At 68.0% G+C, this 24,958-nt stretch carries 36 protein-coding genes; 32 read left to right on the top strand and 4 right to left on the bottom strand.

The window, feature by feature from the left end:
• Positions 1-798: elongation factor Tu (locus tag IE096_RS23305; RefSeq protein WP_189454767.1), on the top strand; the 798-nt coding region annotated here is incomplete at its 5' end.
• Positions 799-890: 92 nt separating this feature from the next.
• Here the strand turns inward: IE096_RS23305 and IE096_RS23300 are convergent.
• The 3 genes from IE096_RS23300 to IE096_RS23290 all read right to left on the bottom strand — a co-directional run bounded on the left by IE096_RS23300 (position 891) and on the right by IE096_RS23290 (position 5,002).
• Positions 891-1,751: a metallophosphoesterase family protein gene (locus IE096_RS23300; RefSeq protein ID WP_189454765.1), complete on the bottom strand. Its 861-nt coding sequence runs from the start codon at positions 1,749-1,751 to the stop codon at positions 891-893.
• Between the two features lie 17 nt (positions 1,752-1,768).
• Positions 1,769-2,773 carry an ArsR/SmtB family transcription factor gene (locus IE096_RS23295; RefSeq protein WP_229820532.1) on the bottom strand — a complete coding sequence of 335 codons (1,005 nt, stop codon included), beginning with the start codon at positions 2,771-2,773 and terminating at the stop codon, positions 1,769-1,771.
• Between the two features lie 93 nt (positions 2,774-2,866).
• Positions 2,867-5,002, bottom strand: a complete 2,136-nt coding sequence (locus tag IE096_RS23290) for a PIG-L family deacetylase (protein ID WP_229820531.1) — start codon at positions 5,000-5,002, stop codon at positions 2,867-2,869.
• A gap of 596 nt (positions 5,003-5,598) precedes the next feature.
• Between IE096_RS23290 and rpsJ the strand changes: the two genes are divergently transcribed.
• The 31 genes from rpsJ (at position 5,599) to truA (ending at position 22,710) form a co-directional block, all read left to right on the top strand.
• Positions 5,599-5,907, top strand: a complete 309-nt coding sequence (gene rpsJ / locus IE096_RS23285) for a 30S ribosomal protein S10 (protein ID WP_003948644.1) — start codon at positions 5,599-5,601, stop codon at positions 5,905-5,907.
• A gap of 13 nt (positions 5,908-5,920) precedes the next feature.
• The gene (gene rplC / locus IE096_RS23280) at positions 5,921-6,565 is read left to right on the top strand and encodes a 50S ribosomal protein L3 (protein ID WP_058942728.1); all 645 of its coding nucleotides are present in this window, start codon (positions 5,921-5,923) and stop codon (positions 6,563-6,565) included.
• Positions 6,566-6,573: 8 nt separating this feature from the next.
• Complete coding sequence (gene rplD / locus IE096_RS23275) at positions 6,574-7,224, top strand: 50S ribosomal protein L4 (RefSeq protein ID WP_126914688.1); 651 nt, start codon at positions 6,574-6,576, stop codon at positions 7,222-7,224.
• On the top strand, positions 7,224-7,547 hold the full coding sequence (gene rplW, locus IE096_RS23270) for a 50S ribosomal protein L23 (protein WP_058046827.1): 324 nt from the start codon (positions 7,224-7,226) through the stop codon (positions 7,545-7,547). Before rplD ends, rplW begins: the two co-directional genes overlap by 1 nt.
• A gap of 39 nt (positions 7,548-7,586) precedes the next feature.
• On the top strand, positions 7,587-8,423 hold the full coding sequence (gene rplB / locus IE096_RS23265; RefSeq protein WP_004950440.1) for a 50S ribosomal protein L2: 837 nt from the start codon (positions 7,587-7,589) through the stop codon (positions 8,421-8,423).
• A 12-nt stretch (positions 8,424-8,435) separates the two neighbouring features.
• Positions 8,436-8,717 carry a 30S ribosomal protein S19 gene (gene rpsS / locus IE096_RS23260; RefSeq protein ID WP_126914687.1) on the top strand — a complete coding sequence of 94 codons (282 nt, stop codon included), beginning with the start codon at positions 8,436-8,438 and terminating at the stop codon, positions 8,715-8,717.
• A 43-nt stretch (positions 8,718-8,760) separates the two neighbouring features.
• A complete protein-coding gene (gene rplV, locus IE096_RS23255) occupies positions 8,761-9,108 on the top strand; it encodes a 50S ribosomal protein L22 (protein ID WP_031012097.1) in 348 nt (115 codons plus the stop codon).
• On the top strand, positions 9,108-9,926 hold the full coding sequence (gene rpsC / locus IE096_RS23250; protein ID WP_189454763.1) for a 30S ribosomal protein S3: 819 nt from the start codon (positions 9,108-9,110) through the stop codon (positions 9,924-9,926). The genes rplV and rpsC overlap by 1 nt, the downstream gene beginning before the upstream one ends.
• Before the next feature lie 5 nt (positions 9,927-9,931).
• Positions 9,932-10,351 carry a 50S ribosomal protein L16 gene (rplP, locus tag IE096_RS23245; RefSeq protein WP_106677952.1) on the top strand — a complete coding sequence of 140 codons (420 nt, stop codon included), beginning with the start codon at positions 9,932-9,934 and terminating at the stop codon, positions 10,349-10,351.
• Positions 10,351-10,575, top strand: a complete 225-nt coding sequence (gene rpmC, locus IE096_RS23240; RefSeq protein WP_030368408.1) for a 50S ribosomal protein L29 — start codon at positions 10,351-10,353, stop codon at positions 10,573-10,575. The genes rplP and rpmC overlap by 1 nt, the downstream gene beginning before the upstream one ends.
• The gene (rpsQ, locus tag IE096_RS23235; protein ID WP_019888756.1) at positions 10,575-10,856 is read left to right on the top strand and encodes a 30S ribosomal protein S17; all 282 of its coding nucleotides are present in this window, start codon (positions 10,575-10,577) and stop codon (positions 10,854-10,856) included. The genes rpmC and rpsQ overlap by 1 nt, the downstream gene beginning before the upstream one ends.
• Before the next feature lie 103 nt (positions 10,857-10,959).
• Positions 10,960-11,328 (top strand): 50S ribosomal protein L14, encoded by a 369-nt coding sequence (rplN, locus tag IE096_RS23230; RefSeq protein ID WP_099199421.1) that lies wholly within the window; start codon positions 10,960-10,962, stop codon positions 11,326-11,328.
• A gap of 3 nt (positions 11,329-11,331) precedes the next feature.
• On the top strand, positions 11,332-11,643 hold the full coding sequence (rplX, locus tag IE096_RS23225) for a 50S ribosomal protein L24 (RefSeq protein WP_126914686.1): 312 nt from the start codon (positions 11,332-11,334) through the stop codon (positions 11,641-11,643).
• A complete protein-coding gene (gene rplE, locus IE096_RS23220) occupies positions 11,643-12,194 on the top strand; it encodes a 50S ribosomal protein L5 (protein ID WP_126914685.1) in 552 nt (183 codons plus the stop codon). Before rplX ends, rplE begins: the two co-directional genes overlap by 1 nt.
• Positions 12,195-12,199: 5 nt before the next feature.
• Positions 12,200-12,385, top strand: a complete 186-nt coding sequence (locus IE096_RS23215; protein WP_071964550.1) for a type Z 30S ribosomal protein S14 — start codon at positions 12,200-12,202, stop codon at positions 12,383-12,385.
• A 210-nt stretch (positions 12,386-12,595) separates the two neighbouring features.
• Positions 12,596-12,994, top strand: a complete 399-nt coding sequence (gene rpsH / locus IE096_RS23210; protein ID WP_189454761.1) for a 30S ribosomal protein S8 — start codon at positions 12,596-12,598, stop codon at positions 12,992-12,994.
• Between the two features lie 21 nt (positions 12,995-13,015).
• Positions 13,016-13,555 carry a 50S ribosomal protein L6 gene (gene rplF, locus IE096_RS23205; protein WP_189454760.1) on the top strand — a complete coding sequence of 180 codons (540 nt, stop codon included), beginning with the start codon at positions 13,016-13,018 and terminating at the stop codon, positions 13,553-13,555.
• Between the two features lie 3 nt (positions 13,556-13,558).
• Positions 13,559-13,942 (top strand): 50S ribosomal protein L18, encoded by a 384-nt coding sequence (gene rplR / locus IE096_RS23200; protein WP_126914682.1) that lies wholly within the window; start codon positions 13,559-13,561, stop codon positions 13,940-13,942.
• Positions 13,943-13,988: 46 nt separating this feature from the next.
• Complete coding sequence (gene rpsE / locus IE096_RS23195; protein WP_189454758.1) at positions 13,989-14,591, top strand: 30S ribosomal protein S5; 603 nt, start codon at positions 13,989-13,991, stop codon at positions 14,589-14,591.
• Positions 14,591-14,773, top strand: a complete 183-nt coding sequence (gene rpmD / locus IE096_RS23190) for a 50S ribosomal protein L30 (RefSeq protein WP_018558884.1) — start codon at positions 14,591-14,593, stop codon at positions 14,771-14,773. The genes rpsE and rpmD overlap by 1 nt, the downstream gene beginning before the upstream one ends.
• A gap of 1 nt (position 14,774) precedes the next feature.
• Complete coding sequence (gene rplO, locus IE096_RS23185) at positions 14,775-15,230, top strand: 50S ribosomal protein L15 (protein WP_189454756.1); 456 nt, start codon at positions 14,775-14,777, stop codon at positions 15,228-15,230.
• 205 nt (positions 15,231-15,435) lie between these two features.
• On the top strand, positions 15,436-16,749 hold the full coding sequence (secY, locus tag IE096_RS23180) for a preprotein translocase subunit SecY (RefSeq protein ID WP_189454752.1): 1,314 nt from the start codon (positions 15,436-15,438) through the stop codon (positions 16,747-16,749).
• Entirely contained in the window at positions 16,749-17,405 is a 657-nt protein-coding gene (locus IE096_RS23175) for an adenylate kinase (RefSeq protein WP_189454750.1), read from the top strand. The genes secY and IE096_RS23175 overlap by 1 nt, the downstream gene beginning before the upstream one ends.
• A gap of 119 nt (positions 17,406-17,524) precedes the next feature.
• On the top strand, positions 17,525-18,361 hold the full coding sequence (gene map / locus IE096_RS23170) for a type I methionyl aminopeptidase (RefSeq protein ID WP_189454748.1): 837 nt from the start codon (positions 17,525-17,527) through the stop codon (positions 18,359-18,361).
• A gap of 185 nt (positions 18,362-18,546) precedes the next feature.
• Positions 18,547-18,768, top strand: a complete 222-nt coding sequence (gene infA / locus IE096_RS23165; protein WP_003956442.1) for a translation initiation factor IF-1 — start codon at positions 18,547-18,549, stop codon at positions 18,766-18,768.
• Between the two features lie 61 nt (positions 18,769-18,829).
• On the top strand, positions 18,830-18,943 hold the full coding sequence (gene rpmJ / locus IE096_RS23160; RefSeq protein ID WP_003956441.1) for a 50S ribosomal protein L36: 114 nt from the start codon (positions 18,830-18,832) through the stop codon (positions 18,941-18,943).
• A gap of 188 nt (positions 18,944-19,131) precedes the next feature.
• Positions 19,132-19,512, top strand: a complete 381-nt coding sequence (gene rpsM / locus IE096_RS23155; protein WP_126914676.1) for a 30S ribosomal protein S13 — start codon at positions 19,132-19,134, stop codon at positions 19,510-19,512.
• Between the two features lie 71 nt (positions 19,513-19,583).
• Positions 19,584-19,988 (top strand): 30S ribosomal protein S11, encoded by a 405-nt coding sequence (gene rpsK / locus IE096_RS23150; protein ID WP_003956432.1) that lies wholly within the window; start codon positions 19,584-19,586, stop codon positions 19,986-19,988.
• A 161-nt stretch (positions 19,989-20,149) separates the two neighbouring features.
• Positions 20,150-21,172 (top strand): DNA-directed RNA polymerase subunit alpha, encoded by a 1,023-nt coding sequence (locus IE096_RS23145; protein ID WP_004946635.1) that lies wholly within the window; start codon positions 20,150-20,152, stop codon positions 21,170-21,172.
• A 144-nt stretch (positions 21,173-21,316) separates the two neighbouring features.
• Entirely contained in the window at positions 21,317-21,781 is a 465-nt protein-coding gene (gene rplQ, locus IE096_RS23140) for a 50S ribosomal protein L17 (protein ID WP_126914675.1), read from the top strand.
• A 74-nt stretch (positions 21,782-21,855) separates the two neighbouring features.
• Complete coding sequence (gene truA, locus IE096_RS23135) at positions 21,856-22,710, top strand: tRNA pseudouridine(38-40) synthase TruA (RefSeq protein ID WP_189454746.1); 855 nt, start codon at positions 21,856-21,858, stop codon at positions 22,708-22,710.
• Positions 22,711-22,845: 135 nt separating this feature from the next.
• Here the strand turns inward: truA and IE096_RS23130 are convergent, their stop codons facing one another.
• Entirely contained in the window at positions 22,846-24,948 is a 2,103-nt protein-coding gene (locus IE096_RS23130) for a glycosyltransferase family 4 protein (protein WP_189454744.1), read from the bottom strand.
• Positions 24,949-24,958 lie beyond the last annotated feature (10 nt).

Raw genomic sequence — 24,958 nt, 5'->3', positions numbered from 1 at the left:
ATCGTCGTCGCCCTGAACAAGGCCGACATGGTGGACGACGAGGAGATCCTGGAGCTCGTCGAGCTCGAGGTCCGTGAGCTCCTCAACGAGTACGAGTTCAACGGCGACGACGCTCCGGTCGTCCGCGTCTCCGCGCTGAAGGCGCTGGAGGGCGACAAGGAGTGGGGCGAGAAGCTCCTCGGCCTGATGAAGGCTGTCGACGAGAACATCCCGCAGCCCGAGCGTGACGTCGACAAGCCGTTCCTGATGCCGATCGAGGACGTCTTCACGATCACCGGTCGTGGCACCGTCGTCACCGGTCGTATCGAGCGTGGTGTCCTCAAGGTCAACGAGACCGTCGACATCATCGGCATCAAGACCGAGAAGACCACCACCACGGTCACCGGTATCGAGATGTTCCGCAAGCTGCTCGACGAGGGCCAGGCCGGTGAGAACGTCGGTCTGCTGCTCCGCGGCATCAAGCGCGAGGACGTCGAGCGCGGCCAGTGCATCATCAAGCCGGGTTCGGTCACCCCGCACACCGAGTTCGAGGCCACGGCCTACATCCTGTCGAAGGACGAGGGTGGCCGTCACACCCCGTTCTTCAACAACTACCGTCCGCAGTTCTACTTCCGTACGACTGACGTGACCGGTGTTGTGACCCTCAAGGAGGGCACGGAGATGGTCATGCCCGGCGACAACGCCGAGATGACCGTGTCCCTGATCCAGCCCGTCGCCATGGAGGAGGGCCTGCGCTTCACCATCCGTGAGGGCGGCCGCACCGTCGGCGCCGGCCAGGTCACCAAGATCAACAAGTAAGTTCGCTTGCTTGACGGTCTGACCTGACGGTCGACAAGAGGGCCCGCACACCGCGAGGTGTGCGGGCCCTCTTGCATGCTCAAGGGCCGTTCTCAAGCGGCCGAGTACGGCAGGATCTGCCGCAGCAGGCCCTTGGGGTGGCCCCGGCGCCGCCATTCGCGGGGGTAGCCGATGGAGACCTCCTCGAAGCGCACCCCCTCGTACCAGGTGGTCCGGGGGATGTGGAGGTGGCCGTAGACCACCGCGGCGACGTTGAAGCGGGTGTGCCAGCCCGCCGTGAGCTCCGTGCCGCACCACTGGGCGAACTCCGGATAGGTGAGGACGTCCGTGGGCCGGCGGTCCAGCGGCCAGTGGTTGACCAGCACCAGCGGCAGCTCCGGGTCGTGGGCGGCCAGCCGGGCCTCGGTGGCCGCGACCCGGGCCCGGCACCAGTCGTCGATGCCCCGGTGGGGCTCGGGGTGCAGCAGGTACTCGTCCGTGCACACGATGCCCGCCTCGTGGGCCTGGGCCAGGGACTCCGCCTTGGTGGCGGCCGTGGGCGTGCGGAAGCTGTAGTCGTAGAGCGTGAACAACGGGGCCACCGCCACCGGGCCGCCCTCGCCCTCCCAGACGGGCCAGGGGTCCTCGGGCGTGGTGATGCCCAGGCTCCGGCAGAGCTCGACCAGGTGCGCGTAGCGGGCCTCGCCGCGCAGCTCGACCGGGTCGCCCGTCGGCGTCCACAGCTCGTGGTTGCCGGGGGACCAGATGACCTTGGGGAAGTTGCGGGCCAGGAGCTTGAGGGTGCGTTCGACGTCGTCGAAGCGTTCGGCGACGTCACCGGCCACGATCAGCCAGTCCTCGTCGGTGGTGGGGCGCAGTGACTCGGCGATGGCCACGTTGTCGGCCATGCCGGTGTGCAGGTCGCTGACGGCGAGGAGCCGGCGACCCGCGGGGGGCGTTATTGGCTGCTGCATGGATCTACGGTAGGCGGCTACCTCCCGGCACCGGGGAGGACGAGGCGGTTGCCGTTGAGCAGGTCCCGGCCCAGGACGCTGAGGGTGTGATAGGCCCTGCCGCCCGTGCGGTGGGTGGTGATCAGCCCGGATTCGCGCAGCACGGTGGCGTGGTGGCTGGCGGTGGCCATGGCGATCCCCACCCGGCGGGCCAGCTCGCTGGTGGTGCAGCCGCGCGCGGTGGCCTCCAGCACCTCGGCCCGGGTGTGGCCCAGCAGGGCGGCCAGCGGTGGCTCGGCGCCCTCGCGCCGCCCGCCCCGGAGGTCGGCGAGCCAGGCGGGGTCGTGGACGATCGGGTAGACGAGCACGGGCGGCAGCTCCGGATCGCGGAGCACGGTGGGGGCGCGCCAGCAAAAGAAGGAGGGCACGAGCCGAAGCCCGCGCCCTTCGAGATGGACGTCCTCGCCCGTGCCCGGTACGAGTACCTCCAGTACCGGTGGGCTCCAGCGCACCTGTGGATGGATGCTGGAGAGCAGTTGTTCGACTCCGCTGCGCAGGAGGGCCTGGGAGCGGGTGGCCCGGTCGGCGGCGATGTGCTCCCGCATCTTGGCCAGATACGGTCGCACGGCCGTGTCGTGGAAGGCCGTGAGGCCCTGGCCCAGGGCCTTGAGGGCCTCGGTCCGGCCCTCGGCGAGGTGGCGGACGAAGGGGAGGTCGCGGCGGTCGGGGGCGAGCAGCTCCAGATCGCGGCGGAGTGTCGTCCGGGGCAGGGAGAGCATGGCGTCGAGGCCGGTGGCGAGGCCCTCGGTGGCCTCGGGCGGGGTGAGGAAGTCGGGGGAGTAGCCGCGGGGCGGGGCCAGGGCGAGGACGCGCCGCATCGGATCGCTGAGCCGGCCCCGGACCTGCTCGCGCCAGCCGTCGAAGATCAGCGGGCCCTGTCCCGTCTGGACCATGTGGGCGGCCAGCAGCGTCTCCCACAGCAGGTCGGGCTCGGCGTCCAGGCGTACGCGGCCCAGGTCGACCCCGGTGAAGTGAATGCGCACCCCTTGCCTCTGCCCCTTCTCGCGCCGGTTGAACGTGAGCGGGGCCCGGGAGACCCGTGAGGGCGGTCTCCTCGGCCACGCGTACGGGAGGGGTCAGACGCCCGAGCCGGGGGCCGGGCGCCAGACCCAGGGGGTGGCGTCGGGGCCGAGGCCCACGGCGCACACCCGGTGGCCGGAGTCGGTGAGGAGCCCGGAGGCACCCACGGCGGTGATGCCCCGGGGCGCGCGGACGGGTCCGTCACCGGCCTCGGCGTCCGCGAGCTGTATCTCGCCGCTCAGGGAGCGGCCCAGCACCATCAGGGAGTCCCGGCCGCCCCGGCGGGGGAGGGTGCAGGCGGCGAGCGGGCCGTAGCCGGTGAAGGAGCGCAGCCCGGAGCCGCCGGTCCGGTCGGCGCCGTTGCCGTCCCGGCCCAGGCTGTAGCCGACGGGCTCGGCGGCGGTCGGGGTGCGGTAGACGACGGTCAGTCCGCCGTCCGCGCCGATGGCGGCGCCCATCTGGTTGCCGCCGGGGCCGGGCAGGCCGTGCAGCGGCATGACGTGGACGGGCTTGCCGGGGGCGTCCTGGCTCCAGTGGTGGACGGTGTCCCGGCCGATGCCGAAGACGTGGACGCGGCCCTGCCCGTCCAGGGCGGCGGAGAGGCCCTCCTGGATCTCCTGGCCGTGGAGGCTCTGCCACTTGCCCCAGCTGCCGTCGGGCTCGCGCACCCGGCTGGAGAGGCCCTTGCCGGCGTTGCGGACGAAGAGGTGGACCCGGCCGTCCGGGGTGGCGACGGCGGCGGGCACACCGACGCGGCGGCCGCGCTCGGCCTTGTGCTCGGGGTTGCCGAGGCTCTTCCAGGCCTTGAAGGCGCCGCCGGGACTGTGCTGCTCCAGGACGGTGATCTCGCGGCTGTTGCCCCGGCCCTGGCCCTCCAGGGAGGAGAAGCGCAGGGCGAACAGCAGCCGGTGTCCCCTGGCGTCCTTGACCGAGGCGACGGCGGGCGCCAGCGGGCCGCCGCCGAGGCCGACGGGGGCGCCCCAGCGGCCGCTGCCGGGGGAGGTCTCCTGCCAGCGCACGGCCTGGAGGCCGAGGACGCCGTACGCCTCCAGGCGGCCCGAGCGGTCGCTGTCGGCGACGGCGGCGGGGCCCGGGTAGCGGTAGTGGGTGGAGCGGATCCAGCCCTTGCGGTTCTGCAGGGGGCGCTCGCCGCCCTGGCCGTAGTCGCCGCAGCCGCCCGGGTTCCGGCAGGCCCAGCCGGGGTCGCCGCCGTAGGCGGCGACGAGGCGGTACTTCTCGTCCACGATCTCGGACGGGAGGTTGTAGGGCCAGCGCTGGTTGTAGTAGCCGCGGAAGGCGAGGGTGGTGAAGCGCGGCGGGTGGCCCTCGCGCCGGGTGTGCCGGGAGACCCACTGGCTCAGCGCCTTCCAGGTGAAGAGCGCGGTGGGGGTGTGGTCGCGGTGGTCCGAGCACGCCCCGTAGTCGTTGTCCTTGGGGTGGGTGGCGTCGTGGACCTGGTAGTCGGGGTCGGGGTCCATGGTGTGGACGACGGTGGGCCGGTACTTCTCCATGATCGCGACCAGCGCGTCCACCAGGGTCTGGTGGTGGTAGGTGGAGACGGAGCCGCAGGGGGAGCCGGTGGCCACCAGGGTCTGCATCACCGCGTACGGCCGGTCCCACAGCAGGGGGAGCCGGGTCTCGCCGGCGGAGAACATGGCGATGTTGAGGAAGATCAGCCGGACCGTGCGGCGGCCCTCTCCGAGCTCGTTGACCTCGGCGCGGCAACCACCCGGAAGGTCCATGACGGACTTCTTCCAAGGAGTGAATTTGTCCCGGCCCAGGAGCTCGGCGTAGGCCTGGCGCAGGCCCTGGTGGCGGGCCGAGGAGTAGGCCGCCTTGTCGGGCCTGCGCTTGGGCATGCCCTCGATCCAGTTCTGCCCCACGGACTCGCCGGCGGTCACGTAGACCGAGACCACGGGGGCGCCCGCCTCGACCATGTGCCGGGCGTCGGGGTTCATGAAGTACAGGTCGTCGTCGGGGTGGGCCATGACCTGGAGGAGCAGCGCGTCCCCGCCGCCGACGAACGATCCCGCGCCGCCGGAGCCCGTGGACTGGAGGGCGTCGGGGGAGGGGGCGACCCGGCTGGATCCGGCGCCGCCGTCGCCGCACCCGGTGGCCGCGGCCGCGGTGGCCACGGCGATACCGGTGAGTACGGATCGCCGTGTGAGCCCCTTGCGCTGTGAGATGTTCAACTAGATGACTCCGTCCCGTCGTCCAGCGCGCCGTCCCGGCCGTACCCCGGCGTGATACGTGATAGGGGACGGCCGGGGCTCCCGGGAGGTTGCCCGGGGCCCGACAAAGCACCCCGCCGGGCGACACCGGGCCCGCTCGGCGGACGGCCCGGGCGTTTCGCGACCATAGTGTCCCGTATGTCGGCGGGGTGGTTTGACAAGTGCGCCGCTCGGGGTACCGTCTTCAGCTTCGATTGGCGCCTCTTCGCGACCGTATGGCACACTGTTCAGGTTGCTCGGTTGAGTGCCGATGCTGCGCGCCTCCCGCCGGGAGGACTGGAAGCGAGTCCCGCAGTACTCGTCGTCCCTTATGAGGGGCGGAAGTACGGGAATCTTCCGGGAAGTGTCAGCGGGGTACCGACCAGGCGCTCGGTGGGTGTTCTTCCCCCACAAACCCCTTGAGCAGGGAATCCCCTTTGGGGATTTTGCTGGAAGGGGCGCGACACGCCCGACCGCGTGGGTCGGAGGTGGAGTGAGGAAGGGCAGCGTCCGGAAGGCCTCCGGAGGCAGCCGACCGAGTCCCAGAGCGTTACGAGAGACAGGACTACGAAGTAGCCATGGCGGGACAGAAGATCCGCATCCGGCTCAAGGCCTACGACCACGAGGTCATCGACTCCTCGGCGAAGAAGATCGTCGAGACGGTGACCCGCACTGGTGCGTCGGTCGCGGGCCCGGTGCCGCTGCCCACTGAGAAGAACGTGTACTGCGTCATCAAGTCGCCGCACAAGTACAAGGACTCGCGCGAGCACTTCGAGATGCGCACGCACAAGCGCCTCATCGACATCCTCGACCCCACGCCGAAGACGGTTGACTCGCTGATGCGTCTCGACCTGCCGGCGGGCGTCGACATCGAGATCAAGCTCTGAGGTGACGCGCGAGATGGCTAAGAACATTAAGGGCGTCCTGGGCGAGAAGCTCGGCATGACCCAGGTCTGGGACGAGAACAACCGTGTCGTCCCGGTGACCGTCGTCAAGGCCGGGCCCTGCGTCGTTACCCAGGTCCGCACCAACGACATCGACGGCTACGAGTCGGTCCAGATCGCCTTCGGCGAGATCGACCCGCGCAAGGTGAACAAGCCCCTCAAGGGTCACTTCGCCAAGGCCGACGTCACCCCGCGCCGCCACCTGGTGGAGCTGCGTACCGCTGACGCCAGCGAGTACACGCTCGGCCAGGAGATCACCGCTGCCGTGTTCGAGTCCGGCGTCAAGGTTGACGTCACGGGCAAGAGCAAGGGCAAGGGCTTCGCCGGTGTCATGAAGCGTCACAACTTCAAGGGCCTCGGCGCCGGTCACGGCACCCAGCGCAAGCACCGCTCCCCCGGTTCGATCGGTGGCTGCGCCACCCCGGGCCGCGTGTTCAAGGGCCTCCGTATGGCGGGCCGCATGGGCAACGAGCGGGTCACCACCCAGAACCTGACCGTCCACGCCGTTGACGCGGAGAAGGGCCTGCTCCTCATCAAGGGCGCGGTTCCTGGTCCGAACGGCGGCCTCGTCCTGGTCCGTACCGCGGCCAAGGGGGCCTGAGGTAACCGATGAGCACCATTGACATCCTTTCGCCGGCGGGCGACAAGGCCGGGACCGTCGAGCTCCCCGCGGAGATCTTCGACGCCAAGGTCAGCGTTCCGCTGATCCACCAGGTCGTCGTCGCGCAGCTGGCCGCTGCCCGTCAGGGCACGCACAAGACCAAGACTCGCGGCGAGGTCCGTGGTGGTGGCAAGAAGCCTTACCGCCAGAAGGGCACCGGTCGCGCCCGTCAGGGTTCGACCCGCGCGCCGCAGTTCGCCGGTGGTGGCGTCGTGCACGGTCCCGTGCCGCGCGACTACTCGCAGCGCACCCCCAAGAAGATGAAGGCCGCCGCCCTGCGTGGCGCCCTCTCCGACCGGGCGCGCCACTCCCGCATCCACGTCGTCTCCGGCGTGGTCGAGGGCACTGCCTCCACCAAGGCCGCCAAGGTCCTGTTCGGCAAGGTCTCGGAGCGCAAGAACCTGCTCCTGGTCGCCGAGCGCTCCGACGAGGCCGCGTGGCTGTCCGCCCGCAACCTGCCCCAGGTTCACATCCTGGAGCCGGGCCAGCTGAACACGTACGACGTGCTCGTCTCCGACGACGTGGTCTTCACCCAGGCCGCCTTCGAGTCCTTCGTGTCTGGCCCCAAGGCCGTTGAGACCGAAGGGAGCGAGGCCTGATGACTGAGGCCGTCGTCACCAGCAAGACGTTCTCGGACCCGCGCGACCTCCTGGTCAAGCCGGTTGTCTCCGAGAAGAGCTACGCGCTGCTGGACGAGAACAAGTACACGTTCATCGTCGACCCGCGCGCCAACAAGACCCAGATCAAGCAGGCCGTCGAGGCGGTCTTCTCGGTCAAGGTCACCGGGGTCAACACGATCAACCGTCAGGGTAAGCGCAAGCGCACCAAGACCGGTTTCGGCAAGCGCGCCAACACCAAGCGCGCCATCGTGACCCTCGCCGAGGGCGACCGTATCGACATCTTCGGCGGCCCGGTCTCCTAACGGAGTCCGAGTCGTCCGGAATCGGACGAGGACTGAGAAATGGGTATCCGCAAGTACAAGCCGACGACCCCGGGCCGTCGTGGCTCCAGCGTCGCCGACTTTGTCGAGATCACGCGGTCCACGCCGGAGAAGTCGCTGGTCCGCCCGCTGCACAGCAAGGGCGGCCGTAACAACGCCGGTCGTGTGACCGTTCGCCACCAGGGCGGTGGCCACAAGCGCGCCTACCGTGTGATCGACTTCCGTCGTCACGACAAGGACGGCGTGCCGGCCAAGGTCGCTCACATCGAGTACGACCCGAACCGCACCGCGCGCATCGCGCTGCTCCACTACGTGGACGGCGAGAAGCGCTACATCATCGCTCCCCGCGGCCTCGGCCAGGGTGACCGGATCGAGAACGGCCCCGGGGCCGACATCAAGCCGGGCAACAACCTGCCGCTGCGCAACATCCCGGTCGGTACGACCATCCACGCCATCGAGCTGCGTCCCGGTGGCGGTGCGAAGATCGCCCGCTCCGCCGGTTCCTCCGTGCAGCTGCTGGCGAAGGAGGGCACCATGGCCCACCTTCGTATGCCGTCCGGTGAGATCCGCCTGGTCGACGTCCGCTGCCGCGCCACTGTCGGCGAGGTCGGCAACGCCGAGCAGTCGAACATCAACTGGGGCAAGGCCGGCCGCATGCGCTGGAAGGGCGTTCGCCCGACCGTCCGCGGTGTCGCGATGAACCCGGTCGACCACCCGCACGGTGGTGGTGAGGGCAAGACCTCCGGTGGTCGCCACCCGGTCTCCCCGTGGGGTCAGAAGGAGGGTCGTACTCGTTCTCCCAAGAAGGCGAGCAACAAGTACATCGTCCGCCGCCGCAAGACGAACAAGAAGCGCTAGGAGCGGGTTTAGATGCCGCGTAGTCTCAAGAAGGGACCCTTCGTCGACGGCCACCTCATGAAGAAGGTGGACGTACAGAACGAAGCCGGTACCAAGAACGTCATCAAGACCTGGTCCCGTCGCTCCATGATCGTGCCGGCCATGCTCGGCCACACGCTCGCGGTGCACAACGGCAAGACGCACGTCCCGGTGTTCGTCACCGAGTCGATGGTCGGCCACAAGCTCGGCGAGTTCTCGCCGACCCGCACCTTCCGCGGCCACGTCAAGGACGACCGCAAGTCGAAGCGCCGCTAAAGGCGGGGTGTGAACGACTATGACTGACACCGAAGGGACAACCATGGAAGCCAGGGCCCAGGCGCGGTACATCCGCGTCACGCCCATGAAGGCCCGCCGCGTGGTGGACCTCATCCGTGGCATGGACGCCACGGAGGCTCAGGCGGTCCTGCGTTTCGCCCCGCAGGCCGCGAGCGTGCCGGTGGGCAAGGTGCTGGACAGCGCCATTGCCAACGCCGCGCACAACTACGACCACACGGACGCTTCGTCGCTGTACATCAGCGAGGCGTTCGTGGACGAGGGCCCGACCCTGAAGCGGTTCCGTCCGCGCGCCCAGGGCCGTGCCTACCGGATCCGCAAGCGGACCAGCCACATCACCGTGGTCGTCAGCAGCAAGGAAGGAACCCGGTAATGGGCCAGAAGGTTAACCCGCACGGGTTCCGGCTCGGCATCACCACGGACTTCAAGTCCCGCTGGTACGCCGACAAGCTGTACAAGGACTACGTCAAGGAAGACGTCGCCATTCGTCGCATGATGACGAAGGGCATGGAGCGCGCCGGTATCTCGAAGGTTGAGATCGAGCGCACCCGCGACCGCGTCCGCGTTGACATCCACACCGCCCGCCCGGGCATCGTCATCGGCCGCCGCGGCGCCGAGGCCGACCGCATCCGTGGCGAGCTGGAGAAGCTGACCGGCAAGCAGGTCCAGCTGAACATCCTCGAGGTCAAGAACCCCGAGGTCGACGCTCAGCTGGTGGCCCAGGCCGTCGCCGAGCAGCTGTCCTCCCGCGTCTCCTTCCGTCGCGCCATGCGCAAGAGCATGCAGTCGACGATGAAGGCCGGCGCCAAGGGCATCAAGATCCAGTGCGGTGGCCGTCTCGGCGGCGCCGAGATGTCCCGCTCGGAGTTCTACCGCGAGGGCCGTGTGCCCCTGCACACGCTCCGCGCGAACGTCGACTACGGCTTCTTCGAGGCCAAGACCACCTTCGGCCGCATCGGCGTGAAGGTCTGGATCTACAAGGGCGACGTCAAGAACATCGCCGAGGTCCGCGCCGAGAACGCCGCCGCGCGTGCGGGCAACCGCCCGTCCCGTGGCGCCGGCGACCGCCCGGCCCGTGGTGGCCGTGGTGGCGAGCGTGGCGGCCGCGGCCGCAAGCCGCAGCAGAGCACCGAGGCCCCCAAGGCCGAGGTCGCCGCTGCTCCGGCTGAGTCCACCGGAACGGAGGCCTGACCGACATGCTGATCCCTCGCAGGGTCAAGCACCGCAAGCAGCACCACCCCAAGCGGAACGGCATGGCCAAGGGTGGCACCGAGCTCGCCTTCGGTGAGTACGGCATTCAGGCCCTGACCCCGGCCTACGTGACGAACCGGCAGATCGAGTCCGCTCGTATCGCCATGACCCGTCACATCAAGCGTGGCGGCAAGGTCTGGATCAACATCTACCCGGACCGTCCGCTGACGAAGAAGCCGGCCGAGACCCGCATGGGTTCCGGTAAGGGTTCTCCGGAGTGGTGGATCGCGAACGTCAAGCCCGGTCGGGTGATGTTCGAGCTGTCCTTCCCGAACGAAAAGGTCGCTCGTGAGGCGCTGACCCGCGCCGCCCACAAGCTTCCGATGAAGTGCCGCATTGTTCGGCGCGAGGCAGGTGAGTCGTGATGGCCGCTGGTATCAAGGCGACCGAGCTGCGCGAGCTCAACGACGAGGACCTCGTCGCGAAGCTCCGTGAGGCCAAGGAAGAGCTGTTCAACCTCCGCTTCCAGGCGGCCACGGGGCAGCTCGAGAACCACGGTCGGCTCAAGTCCGTCCGTAAGGACATCGCCCGGATCTACACCCTGATGCGCGAGCGTGAGCTGGGCATCGAGACGGTGGAGAGCGCCTGATGAGCGAGAAGAATGTGACTGAGACGAACGAGCGCGGTTTCCGCAAGACCCGTGAGGGTCTCGTCGTCAGCGACAAGATGGACAAGACCGTCGTCGTCGCCGTCGAGGACCGTGTCAAGCACGCGCTGTACGGCAAGGTCATCCGCCGTACGAACAAGCTCAAGGCGCACGACGAGCAGAACGCTGCCGGCGTCGGCGACCGCGTCCTCCTGATGGAGACGCGTCCGCTGTCGGCGACCAAGCGCTGGCGCGTCGTCGAGATCCTCGAGAAGGCCAAGTAATTTCTGAGGGGGTTTCCCCTCAGATAAGTTCCGCCAGGCTCGGCGTGGGGCCCCACCTCGGTGAGGCCCCCGCCGGGAACCGGCAGACGATCAGGAGATAGACGTGATCCAGCAGGAGTCGCGACTTCGGGTCGCCGACAACACTGGTGCCAAGGAGATCCTTTGCATCCGTGTTCTCGGTGGCTCGGGTCGCCGCTACGCGGGCATCGGTGACGTCATCGTCGCCACCGTCAAGGACGCGATCCCCGGTGGCAACGTGAAGAAGGGTGACGTCGTCAAGGCCGTCATCGTTCGCACCGTCAAGGAGCGCCGCCGTCCGGATGGCTCGTACATCCGTTTCGACGAGAACGCCGCTGTCGTTCTCAAGAACGACGGTGACCCCCGCGGCACCCGTATCTTCGGCCCCGTGGGCCGAGAGCTGCGCGAGAAGAAGTTCATGAAGATCGTCTCGCTCGCGCCGGAGGTGCTGTAACCGATGAAGATCAAGAAGGGCGACCTGGTCCAGGTCATCACCGGTAAGGACAAGGGCAAGCAGGGCAAGGTCATCGTGGCCATGCCCCGCGAGAACCGCGTCCTCGTCGAGGGTGTCAACCGGGTCAAGAAGCACACCAAGGCCGCGCAGAACCAGGCCGGTGGCATCGTGATCACCGAGGCCCCGATCCACGTGAGCAACGTTCAGCTCGTCGTGGAGAAGGACGGCAAGAAGGTCGTCACGCGCGTCGGCTACCGCTTCGATGAGAACGGCAACAAGATCCGCGTTGCCAAGCGGACGGGTGAGGACATCTGATGGCTACCACTCCGCGTCTCAAGACGAAGTACCGTGAGGAGATCTCGGGCAAGCTGCGTGAGGAGTTCTCGTACGAGAACGTCATGCAGGTTCCCGGCCTCACCAAGATCGTGGTCAACATGGGTGTGGGCGACGCCGCCCGCGACTCCAAGCTGATCGAGGGCGCCATCCGCGACCTCACCACGATCACCGGCCAGAAGCCGGCCGTCACCAAGGCTCGCAAGTCCATCGCGCAGTTCAAGCTGCGCGAGGGCCAGCCGATCGGTGCCCACGTCACCCTCCGTGGCGACCGCATGTGGGAGTTCCTGGACCGCACCCTGTCGCTCGCGCTCCCGCGCATCCGCGACTTCCGTGGTCTGTCCCCGAAGCAGTTCGACGGTCGGGGCAACTACACCTTCGGTCTCACGGAGCAGGTCATGTTCCACGAGATCGACCAGGACAAGATCGACCGCGTCCGGGGTATGGACATCACCGTGGTGACCACGGCGACCAACGACGACGAGGGCCGCGCCCTCCTTCGTCACCTCGGCTTCCCCTTCAAGGAGGCGTGACCGAGATGGCGAAGAAGTCTCTGATCGCGAAGGCCGCGCGCAAGCCCAAGTTCGCGGTTCGCGCGTACACGCGCTGCAACCGCTGCGGCCGCCCGCACTCCGTGTACCGCAAGTTCGGCCTCTGCCGCGTGTGCCTTCGTGAGATGGCTCACCGTGGCGAGCTGCCGGGCGTGACCAAGAGCTCCTGGTAACAACCCACTTGGGTTGACCAGGGCTCTCGGTAAGCATCAAGGACGGTGGGGCCCAGCCCTTCACTCCCGTAGAGTTGAAGGGTTGGGCGCCCGCCGCCCATGACCGTCTTACTACGCCGTAGGTCCCCGCGCCGCACCCGTCCCGACACCAGTTCGGGGAGAGGGATGGCGCAGATAGGAAACCCCGGCGAGAGAGGCCGAAGGCCAAACATGACCATGACCGATCCGATCGCAGACATGCTGACCCGTCTGCGGAACGCGAACTCGGCTTACCACGACACCGTGGCCATGCCCCACAGCAAGATCAAGGCGCACATCGCCGAGATCCTGCAGCAGGAGGGCTACATCTCCGGCTGGAAGGTCGAGGACGCCGAGGTCGGCAAGTCCCTCGTCATCGACCTGAAGTTCGGTCCGAACCGTGAGCGCTCCATCGCGGGCATCAAGCGGATCTCGAAGCCGGGCCTCCGGGTCTACGCAAAGTCCACCAACCTGCCGAAGGTCCTCGGCGGCCTGGGCGTGGCGATCATCTCCACGTCCCACGGTCTCCTGACCGGCCAGCAGGCCAGCAAGAAGGGCGTGGGTGGGGAAGTCCTCGCCTACGTCTGGTAATCGGGAACGGAGGAATAGCTAATGTCGCGTATTGGCAAGCTGCCCATCCAGGTTCCCGCTGGTGTGGACGTCACCATCGATGGCCGTGACGTGCAGGTGAAGGGTCCCAAGGGCACCCTGAACATCGCTCTGTCCGCGCCCATCGAGATCGTCAAGGGCGAGGACGGCACCCTCTCGGTGAACCGTCCCAACGACGAGCGTCAGAACAAGGCCCTTCACGGCCTGTCCCGCACGCTGGTGGCGAACATGATCACCGGCGTGACCCAGGGCTACGTGAAGAAGCTCGAGATCAGCGGTGTCGGTTACCGCGTCGTCGCCAAGGGCTCCAACCTGGAGTTCTCCCTTGGCTACAGCCACCCGGTGCTGATCGAGGCCCCCGAGGGCATCACCTTCAAGGTGGAGTCCCCGACCAAGTTCTCGGTCGAGGGCATCGACAAGCAGAAGGTCGGCGAGGTCGCCGCGAAGATCCGCAAGCTGCGGAAGCCCGACCCGTACAAGGCCAAGGGCGTCAAGTACGAGGGCGAAGTCATCCGCCGCAAGGTCGGAAAGGCGGGTAAGTAAGCCATGGCATACGGTGTGAAGATCGCCAAGGGCGACGCCTACAAGCGCGCTGCGAAGCTGCGCCGCCACATCCGCATCCGCAAGACCCTGTCGGGTACGGCGGAGCGCCCGCGCCTGGTCGTGACGCGTTCCAACCGTGGCATCACCGCCCAGGTCATCGACGACATCAAGGGTCACACCCTGGCGTCGGCGTCGCACCTGGACGCGTCGATCCGCGGTGGCGAGGGCGACAAGAGCGCCCAGGCCAAGAAGGTCGGCGCCCTGGTTGCCGAGCGTGCCAAGGCCGCCGGTGTCGAGGCCGTCGTGTTCGACCGCGGTGGCAACCAGTACGCCGGGCGCATCGCCGCTCTGGCGGACGCCGCCCGCGAAGCCGGGCTGAAGTTCTAAGCCCCGGTTCCGGAGCTAGCGGACGTAACAGAGAGAGGTAATTCCAATGGCTGGACCCCAGCGCCGCGGAAGCGGTGCCGGTGGCGGCGAGCGGCGGGACCGGAAGGGCCGTGACGGTGGCGCTGCCGCCGAGAAGACCGCGTACGTTGAGCGCGTAGTCGCGATCAACCGCGTCGCCAAGGTTGTCAAGGGTGGTCGCCGCTTCAGCTTCACCGCGCTGGTCGTGGTGGGCGACGGCGAGGGCACCGTCGGTGTCGGTTACGGCAAGGCCAAGGAAGTTCCGGCTGCCATCGCCAAGGGCGTGGAAGAGGCCAAGAAGAACTTCTTCCGGGTCCCCCGTATCGCGGGCACCATCCCTCACCCGATCCAGGGCGAGAAGGCGGCCGGTGTCGTCCTGCTCAAGCCCGCCACCCCGGGTACCGGTGTTATCGCCGGTGGTCCGGTGCGTGCGGTGCTCGAGTGCGCCGGCATCCACGACATCCTGTCGAAGTCGCTCGGTTCTTCGAACCCGATCAACATCGTGCACGCCACGGTGGAGGCCCTCAAGGGACTGTCCCGTCCCGAGGAGATCGCCGCCCGTCGTGGTCTGCCGCTCGAGGACGTCGCTCCCGCCGCTCTGCTGCGGGCGCGTGCAGGGGCGGGTGCGTAATGGCTCGCCTCAAGGTCACGCAGGTCAAGTCCTACATCGGCAGCAAGCAGAACCACCGCGACACCCTGCGTTCGCTCGGGCTCAAGCGCCTGAACGACGTGGTTGTCAAGGAGGACCGCCCCGAGATCCGCGGCATGGTGCACACCGTCCGCCACCTCGTGACGGTCGAGGAGGTCGACTGACATGGCGGAGCAGAACCCGCTGAAGGTCCACAACCTCCGTCCCGCCCCGGGCGCCAAGACCGCCAAGACCCGTGTCGGTCGTGGTGAGGCGTCGAAGGGTAAGACGGCTGGTCGCGGTACCAAGGGTACGAAGGCCCGTTACCAGGTTCCGGAGCGCTTCGAGGGTGGGCAGATGCCCCTCCACATGCGTCTCCCGAAGCTGAAGGGCTTCAAGAACCCCGCCCACAAGCAGTTCCAGGTCGTGAACCTGGACAAGCTGGCCGCGCTCTACCCGCAGGGTGGCGAGGTCACGGTGGCCGACCTGGTCGCCAAGGGCGCTGTTCGCAAGAACGAGCTCGTCAAGGTCCTTGGCCAGGGCGAGATCTCCGTGGCGCTGCAGGTGACGGTCGACGCCGTCTCCGCCTCCGCCCAGGAGAAGATCGCCGCCGCCGGCGGCACCGTCACCGAGCTCATCTGAGTTCGTTGATCTGACAACCGGGGATGTCCCAATAGGGGCATCCCCGGTTGGTCGTTCCAAGGGGGGCATGGTCGCCGGTAAGGTGGCGTGCACTGTTAACTTCCGCGCGGACTCTGCCCGCGCGGATTTTGGCTGACTCTACGTATTCGTCGAACCTCAAGACCGTCACCTCTCACGCAGCCACGTGAGGGGCGCAGGAGGCACCGTGCTCACCGCGTTCGCCCGGGCGTTCAAGACGCCCGACCTGCGCAAGAAGCTGCTCTTCACGCTGGGCATCATGGTCCTCTTCCGGCTGGGGGCCCACATCCCCGTCCCGGGGGTCGACTACCGCAATGTCCAGACGTGTATGGACCAGGCCAAGAGTGGGCAGGGCCTTTTCGGCCTCGTGAACATGTTCAGCGGTGGTGCGCTGCTGCAGATCACGATCTTCGCGCTCGGGATCATGCCGTACATCACGGCCAGTATCATCCTCCAACTGCTCACCGTGGTCATTCCGCGACTCGAAGCCCTCAAGAAGGAGGGCCAGTCCGGCCAGACCAAGATCACGCAGTACACGCGTTATCTGACCGTCGCGCTCGCCGTGCTCCAGGGCACCGGCCTGGTGGCCACGGCCCGCAGCGGCGCGCTCTTCGGCAACTGCACCGTGGGGAACCAGATCGTCCCCAACCAGTCCATCTTCACCACGGTCGTCATGGTCATCACCATGACCGCCGGCACCTCGCTGATCATGTGGCTCGGTGAGCTGATCACCGACCGCGGCATCGGCAACGGCATGTCCATCCTGATGTTCACGTCCATCGCCGCCGGCTTCCCGGGCGCGCTGTGGGCCATCAAGATGCAGGGCAAGCTGCTCGGTGGCTGGCTGGAGTTCAGCCTGGTGATCCTGTGCGGTCTCGCGATGGTCGCGCTCGTGGTCTTCGTCGAGCAGGCTCAGCGCCGCATTCCGGTCCAGTACGCGAAGCGCATGATCGGCCGCCGTTCCTACGGCGGTACGTCCACCTACATCCCGCTGAAGGTGAACCAGGCGGGTGTGATTCCCGTCATCTTCGCCTCGTCGCTGCTCTACATCCCGGCGCTGCTGGTGCAGTTCACCGGCTCCAAGGCGGACTGGGCACAGTGGGTCCAGGCCAACCTGGTCAAGGGTGACCACCCTGTTTACATGGTCACGTACTTCCTGCTGATCGTGTTCTTCGCCTTCTTCTACGTCGCCATCTCCTTCAACCCCGAAGAAGTTGCCGACAATATGAAGAAGTATGGTGGTTTCATCCCGGGGATCCGGGCTGGCCGTCCCACCGCGGAGTACCTGAGCTATGTGCTGAACCGCATCACGTGGCCGGGGTCGCTGTACCTGGGTCTGATCGCGCTCGTGCCGACCGTGGCACTGGTCACACTCAACGCGAATCAGAACTTCCCGTTCGGCGGAACCAGCATCCTGATCATCGTGGGTGTCGGTCTGGAGACTGTGAAGCAGATCGAGAGCCAGCTTCAGCAGCGCAACTACGAAGGGTTCCTCCGCTGATGCGAATCGTCCTCGTCGGGCCGCCCGGCGCCGGCAAGGGTACGCAGGCCGCGTACCTCGCCAAGAATCTCGCCATCCCGCACATCTCGACGGGCGACCTCTTCCGGGCGAACATCAGCCAGGGCACGCCGCTCGGCCAGAAGGCCCAGGAGTACATGCGCGCCGGCCAGCTCGTGCCGGACGAGGTCACCATCGGGATGGCCAAGGACCGCATGGAGCAGGAGGACGCCGCCGAGGGCTTCCTGCTCGACGGCTTCCCGCGCAACCTCGCCCAGGCGGAGGCGCTGGACACCATCCTCAAGGCGGACGGGCTGAAGCTCGACGCCGTCCTGGACCTGGAGGTCCCGGAGGACGAGGTGGTCAAGCGCATCGCCGGCCGCCGGATGTGCCGCAAGGACAGCAGCCACATCTTCCACGTGATCTACAACCCGCCGGCCGCGGAGGGCGTCTGCGACGTCTGCGGCGGCGAGCTGTACCAGCGTGAGGACGACTCCGAGGACACGGTCCGCAAGCGCCTCGAGGTCTACCACAGCGAGACCGAGCCGATCATCGACTACTACAAGGCCCAGGGCCTGGTGGTCACGATCTCGGCCCTCGGCAAGGTCGCCGAGGTCACCCAGCGCGCGATGGACGCCCTCCCGCCCCGGGAGGCGTGAGTCCTCTCGCCACGGCCGCGATGCCCCTCGGGGTGTCGCGGCCGTAGTGTTTGTCCGAGCAATATTTCGATGCGGTATTTCGACGCAGTATTCGATGGAACAGCCAGGAAGGCATCGTCATGGTCGAGATCAAGACCCCGGAGCAGATCGCGAAGATGCGTGAGGCGGGGCTGGTCGTCGCCGCCGTCCACGCGGCCACCCGGGAGGCCGCGGTGCCCGGTGCCACCACCAAGGACCTGGACGAGGTCGCCCGGAAGGTGATCGCCGAGCACGGCGCCAAGTCGAACTTCCTCGGCTACGGCGGCTTCCCCGCCACGATCTGCACCTCGGTGAACGAGGTCGTCGTCCACGGCATCCCGGACGAGAAGACCGTCCTCAAGGACGGCGACATCATCTCCATCGACGCCGGCGCCATCGTGGAAGGCTGGCACGGCGACGCGGCCTTCACGGCCTTCGTGGGCACCGGTCACGCTCCGGAGCTGATCGAGCTCTCCCGGGTGACCGAGGAGTCCATGTGGGCCGGCATCGCGGCCGTACGGACCGGTAACCGGCTCGTGGACATCTCCAAGGCCATCGAGGGCTACATCCGCCGCCAGCCCCGCCCGGCCTCCGGGAAGTACGGGATCATCGAGGACTACGGCGGGCACGGCATCGGCTCCGAGATGCACATGGACCCCCACCTGCTGAACTACGTCTCCCGCAAGCGCGGCAAGGGCCCCAAGCTGGTCCCGGGCTTCTGCATCGCGATCGAGCCCATGGTGAGCCTGGGCACGGCGAAGACGCACGTCCTGGCGGACGACTGGACGGTCCTCACGGACGACAAGAGCTGGTCCTCCCACTGGGAGCACTCCGTCGCCCTGACGGAGCAGGGCCCGCTGGTCCTCACGGCGGTCGACGGCGGCCGCGCGAAGCTCGCGGAGTACGGCGTCACGGCGGCGCCGGATCCCCTGGCGTAAGCCCTGTCCGGGTGGTCGGCCTCGCCGACGTGAACCGTGGAGTAAGGATCTCCGTGGTCGGGCAAGCACCCTGGATTAGGCTTTTCGTTTGCCCTGACGTAGACTGATGCGTCGGCTCTCGTGTATCCGCATGCCCGCGTGCATACGGGGGAGTCGATCAAGGTAGCCGATTCGAAAGGCGAAGCGTGGCCAAGAAGCAAGGTGCCATCGAGATCGAGGGCACCGTGATCGAGTCTCTGCCGAACGCCATGTTCAAGGTAGAGCTCCAGAACGGTCACAAGGTCCTCGCGCACATCAGCGGCAAGATGCGGATGCACTACATCCGAATCCTCCCGGATGACCGGGTCGTCGTGGAGCTGTCTCCGTACGACCTGACGCGTGGCCGGATCGTCTACCGCTACAAGTAGATCTTGTCGACGTCCCGCTTCCGGCGGGGCGACGGCACTGACCCGGAGAACCTCACATCCCATGAAGGTCAAGCCGAGCGTCAAGAAGATCTGCGACAAGTGCAAGGTGATCCGCCGTCACGGCCGGGTCATGGTCATCTGCGACAACCTGCGCCACAAGCAGCGCCAGGGCTGATCGCAGAACCTGCACTCCGCAGTTTCTTCGCGCGACGCGAGCAATACATGTACATACGCAGCGCCCACCTAGCCCCGACTCGGGGTCGGTGACACCTCCGGCGGGGGCCGGGGACCTGGTCCGTACCTGGTACGGCGGCCACGGAATGGCATTGCGGAAGACCCCCGAACACCAACAGGAGCCATTCAATGGCACGCGTTTCCGGTGTTGACATCCCGCGCGAAAAGCGCGTGGAGGTCGCACTCACCTACGTCTTCGGCATCGGCCGCACCCTGGCGAAGGAGACCCTCGCCTCCACCGGTGTGAACCCGAACACCCGCGTTCGTGACCTGTCCGAGGAGGACCTGGTCAAGATCCGCGAGTACGTGGACGCCAACATCAAGACCGAGGGTGACCTCCGCCGTGAGGTTCAGGCCGACATCCGCCGCAAGGTTGAGATCGGCTGCTACCAGGGTCTGCGTCACCGTCGCGGTCTGCCGGTCCACGGTCAGCGCACCAGCACGAACGCTCGTACCCGTAAGGGCCCGCGTCGCGCCATCGCCGGCAAGAAGAAGCCGGGCAAGAAGTAGTCCACAGCGGACGCTCATCAGCGGTCTTCGCTGTAGGACCGACCACCTCCCTCTCCATTCAGGAGTAAGACATGCCCCCCAAGGGTCGTCAGGGCGCTGCCAAGAAGGTGCGCCGCAAGGAAAAGAAGAACGTCGCTCACGGCCACGCGCACATCAAGAGCACGTTCAACAACACCATCGTTTCGATCACCGACCCTTCGGGCAACGTGATCTCCTGGGCCTCCGCCGGCCACGTCGGCTTCAAGGGCTCGCGCAAGTCCACCCCGTTCGCCGCGCAGATGGCCGCCGAGTCGGCTGCCCGTCGCGCGCAGGAGCACGGCATGCGCAAGGTTGACGTCTTCGTCAAGGGCCCGGGCTCCGGTCGTGAGACCGCCATCCGTTCGCTCCAGGCGACCGGTCTCGAGGTCGGCTCCATCCAGGACGTCACCCCGACCCCGCACAACGGCTGCCGTCCCCCGAAGCGCCGCCGCGTCTGACGCTGCGCCGTTTCGCACGGTTGTTCGTAAGGTGCCGGGCGGTACGGCTCCCCTTCACGGGGGCCGTGCCGCCCGTACCCTTGCACAGTGACAACATCGGACTACCGTCCGGTGGCAGAGGGCGTCAAATAGCGGGCGCCCATGACTGAAGGATTCGCAACATGCTGATCGCTCAGCGTCCCTCGCTGACCGAAGAGGTCGTGGACGAGTTCCGTTCCCGGTTCGTGATCGAGCCGCTGGAGCCGGGCTTCGGCTACACCCTCGGCAACTCCCTGCGTCGTACGCTCCTCTCCTCGATCCCGGGTGCGGCTGTCACGTCCATCCGCATCGACGGTGTCCTGCACGAGTTCACCACCGTGCCGGGCGTCAAGGAGGACGTCACCGACCTCATCCTGAACATCAAGCAGCTGGTCGTCTCCTCGGAGCACGACGAGCCGGTCGTGATGTACCTGCGCAAGCAGGGCCCGGGTCTGGTCACCGCCGCGGACATCGCCCCGCCGGCCGGCGTCGAGGTGCACAACCCCGACCTGGTCCTGGCGACCCTGAACGCCAAGGGCAAGCTGGAGATGGAGCTGACCGTCGAGCGCGGTCGCGGCTACGTCTCCGCCGTCCAGAACAAGCAGGTGGGCCAGGAGATCGGCCGTATCCCGGTCGACTCCATCTACTCGCCGGTTCTCAAGGTCACCTACAAGGTCGAGGCGACCCGTGTCGAGCAGCGCACCGACTTCGACAAGCTGATCGTCGACGTCGAGACCAAGCAGGCCATGCGCCCGCGCGACGCCATGGCGTCCGCCGGCAAGACCCTGGTCGAGCTGTTCGGTCTGGCCCGCGAGCTCAACATCGACGCCGAGGGCATCGACATGGGCCCGTCCCCGACGGACGCCGCCCTGGCCGCCGACCTGGCGCTGCCGATCGAGGAGCTCGAGCTCACCGTTCGCTCCTACAACTGCCTCAAGCGCGAGGGCATCCACTCCGTGGGTGAGCTCGTCGCCCGCTCCGAGGCCGACCTGCTCGACATCCGCAACTTCGGTGCGAAGTCGATCGACGAGGTCAAGGCGAAGCTGGCCGGCATGGGCCTGGCCCTCAAGGACAGCCCGCCCGGATTCGACCCGACCGCCGCCGCCGACGCCTTTGGCGCGGACGACGACGCGGACGCGGGTTTCGTGGAGACCGAGCAGTACTGATCGGTTTTCGGCGACCGGCCCGCTGTGGCTGGTCGCGCCGTTCCCCGCGCCCCTTGGGGCGCGGGGTCTCCGACGGGCGACCGCCCGCTCGGATACTGACTCCGGTACCTGATACGGCCGGGGCAGACCTCTAGGAGAAATACCATGCCGCGTCCCACCAAGGGTGCCCGTCTGGGCGGCGGTGCCGCGCACGAGAAGCTGATGCTGGCGAACCTCGCCAAGTCGCTCTTCGAGCACGGCCGCATCACGACGACCGAGGCCAAGGCCCGCCGCCTGCGTCCGGTCGCCGAGCGCCTGATCACCAAGGCGAAGAAGGGCGACATCCACAACCGTCGCCAGGTGCTGCAGACGATCACGGACAAGGGCATCGTGCACGTGCTCTTCACCGAGATCGCTCCGCGCTTCGCCGAGCGTCCGGGTGGCTACACCCGTATCACCAAGATCGGCAACCGTCGTGGCGACAACGCCCCGATGGCTGTGATCGAGCTGGTCGAGGGTGAGATCGCCAAGAAGGCGACCGTCGCCGAGGCCGAGGCCGCCACCAAGCGTGCGGTCAAGGAGACCGAGGCCGCCGCCGAGGCTCCGGCCGAGGAGTCGAAGGACGCCTGACGCGTCTGACGTGTCAGTGACGGGCCCGTCCCTTAGGGGGCGGGCCCGTCCCGCATTCTGAGAGGAAACACTCGGTGAGTGACGAGGTTGAGCCCGGTTTCGTACGGGTGCGGCTGGACCTGTCGTACGACGGCAAGGACTTCTCCGGCTGGGCCAAGCAGCGCGAGGGCCAGCGCACCGTGCAGGGTGAGCTCGAGGACGCGATCCGGACCGTGACCCGGTCCAAGGAGACGTACGAGCTGACGGTCGCCGGCCGTACGGACGCGGGCGTCCACGCCCGGGGCCAGGTCGCGCACGTCGATCTTCCGGCGGAGGTTTGGGCCGAGCACGAGGACAAACTGTTGCGCCGGCTGGCCGGACGGCTGTCGCACGACGTCCGGGTCTGGCGTGCGGCGGAGGCCCCGGCCGGGTTCAACGCGCGGTTCTCCGCGATCTGGCGGCGGTACGCCTACCGGGTCGTCGACCACCCGGGCGGGGTGGACCCGCTGCTGCGGGGTCATGTGCTGTGGCACGACTGGCCGTTGGACGTGGAGAAGATGAACGCGGCGTCGCAGGCGCTGCTGGGCGAGCACGACTTCGCCGCCTACTGCAAGAAGCGCGAGGGTGCGACGACCATCCGTACGCTCCAGGAGCTGAGCTGGGTGCGGGACGCGTCGGGTGTGGTGACGGCGACCGTGCGGGCGGACGCCTTCTGCCACAACATGGTGCGGTCGCTGGTGGGCGCGCTGCTGTTCGTCGGCGACGGGCACCGGGGCGTGGACTGGCCGGGCCAGGTGCTCGCGGCCGGGGTGCGGGATTCGGCGGTGCACGTGGTGCGGCCGCACGGGCTGACGCTGGAGGAGGTCGGGTACCCGGCGGACTCGGAGCTCGCCGCGCGGAACCTCGCGGCGCGGAACAAGAGGTCGCTGCCCGGGGCGGGTTGCTGTTGAGCCCTGCGGGCGGCCGGCCCCGGTCCCGCCCTTTCCCCGTTTCTCAGGGGGCTGCCGCCCCCTGACACCCCCGCAGAGGTCAGGGGGCCGGGGCCGGAGCCTCGGGAAACGGTGAAAGGGCGGGACCGGGGCTCTCTACCCCTCGGCGCCGGTCGCCGTCACGGCCAGATCGCTGGTCACCGTGAAGTACGGCCGCATGCCCGCGACCGTCGGATGAATGTCCGTCTTGTTGCGGTCGACGATGTCCCCCACGAGGCGGCCGATCCTGATCGGCGCCGCGTCGGGGGCGAGCCGTAGCGCGAGGTCCCACGTCGCGCTCTCCTCCCCGGTGCGGGCCGCGCGAAGGCGGTCGTACGGCAGCGTCGCCCTGAAGGCCGCGCCGTTCAGGATCTCGATTTCCGCTGTCACCTCCGAGGCCGCCTCGCCACGTGGGGTGCCGACCAGCGCGGGCGCGGGCTTCCCGTCGGTGAACTCCGCGCCGTACAGCGTGCCTTCGACCGTCAGCGCCTCCTCCGTCGTCCTCAGCGCGCGCGCCTCCGCGTGGCCGTCGCGGTGCCAGGCGCGCAGGGCGAGGTAGCCGTCGACGGTGGAGTAGGGAATCCACCAGGTGAACGGTGAGCCCGGGAGCGGTTCCAGGGTCAACAGGCGGCGGCCTTCGGGGAGATGGGCGACGACACGACGGCGGGCGCGGTCGTCGGCGCGTACGACGTGGAGGTCCCAGCGGCCTTCGCCCAGGCGGAGTTCGGTCCGCTTCAGGACGGCGGTCCAGGGGGCGTCTGCTTCGGATGGTGGCTTCAGGGGTACTGCGGCCGGCTTGTTCTCCTTGCGTCGTGTGACGGTCAGGGAGAGGTTTTCCCCGCTGACGCCCTTCGGGTCCACCGAAACGACGATGTCTCCCTCGGAGTTGACGCGGCAGGAGGCGACCGGGCGCAGCGGCTTGCGGACGACGATGTCCTTGAGGACCTTCTTCTCGCGCGGGGGCGCGGCCTGGCGGCGCAGTGGCCGGACGATCCTGCCGACGGTCCGGCGCAGGCGCCGGCTGAGCGGGGGCCGGGCCGGTCTCGTGGTGGCGGTGGCCTGTTCGTCGCCGGTGCGGCGGGGGCCGCCGAGGTCGTCGATGAGCTCCAGGTAGGCGTCGGCGATGCGTTCGGGCGCGTAGCGCCGGGCGGAGACGAGCGCGGCGGCGCCCATGGCGCGGCGGAGTTCGTCGTCCTCGATCAGTTTGAGCAGGCCCTTGGCGATGGCGTCGCTGTCGCCGACGGGGACGAGCAGGCCGTCCTCGCCGTCGCTGATGATCTCGCCGGGGCCGTGGGGGCAGTCGGTGGCGACGACGGGGACGCCGCAGCCCATGGCCTCGACGATCGTCATGCCGAAGGACTCCTCGCGGGAGGTCACGGCGGCGATGGAGCCCTTGGCCCATTCGGTTTCGATGGGGGAGTGGGCGCCCATGAGCGTCAGTGACTCGTTGAGGCCGAGTCTGTCGATCTGGGCGCGGAGTTTGGCCTGTTCGGGGCCGCGGCCGTAGAGACGGAGCTTCCAGTCGGGGTGGGCGGCGGCGACGGAGGCCCAGGCGTTGATCAGCAGGTCGTAGCGCTTGACGGGGATGAGCCGTCCGGCCGCGACCACCAACTTGCTGTCCGGGTCGGCTGGTTCGACCTCGGACGGCGGGCAGCCGTTCGGGATGCATACGATCTTCGTTTTGATGCCCGGGAGTTGCTCCCGGTGGGTGACGGCGTCCGCCTCGGAGACGGTGGTGTGGGCGTCGAGGTGGGGGATGGACGCGTCCTGGTAGGCGCGGATGGCGGCCTCGTGGGTGCCGTAGATCCGGTGCTCCTGGCCGATCCGCAGATAGCGGTCCTGGCCGAACTCGGCGAGGTACATCACGAGTCCGGGGCGGGTGGCGATGACGACGTCCGCGTCGGTGGCGGCGAGGTGCGCGGCGACCCGCTGGTCGGTGAGCGCGCTGAAGTGCGCGCCCTTGGCCTCGACGGGCGGGATGTACCGGCTGTCCTGGCCGAGGAGGGGGTCGTCGAGGTCGGCGCCCTTGTCGGGGCGCTGGTCGATGAGGCACCGCAGCCGTACTCCGGGGTGGAGGTTCAGCCGGGGCTTCTCGCCGCTGCGGATGACGGACACGATCTCGACGTCGTGGCGGGCGGCGAGGGCGCCCGCCACATTGAAAGTGGAGCGGATGGTTCCGCCGATGCCGTAGGCGTTCTGCAAAAGGAAAGAGATCTTCATGGCGCCCTTG

Source organism: Streptomyces abikoensis (assembly GCF_014648775.1).
Classification (GTDB): domain Bacteria; phylum Actinomycetota; class Actinomycetes; order Streptomycetales; family Streptomycetaceae; genus Streptomyces; species Streptomyces abikoensis.
This window is presented reverse-complemented; position numbering and strand designations above follow the sequence as displayed.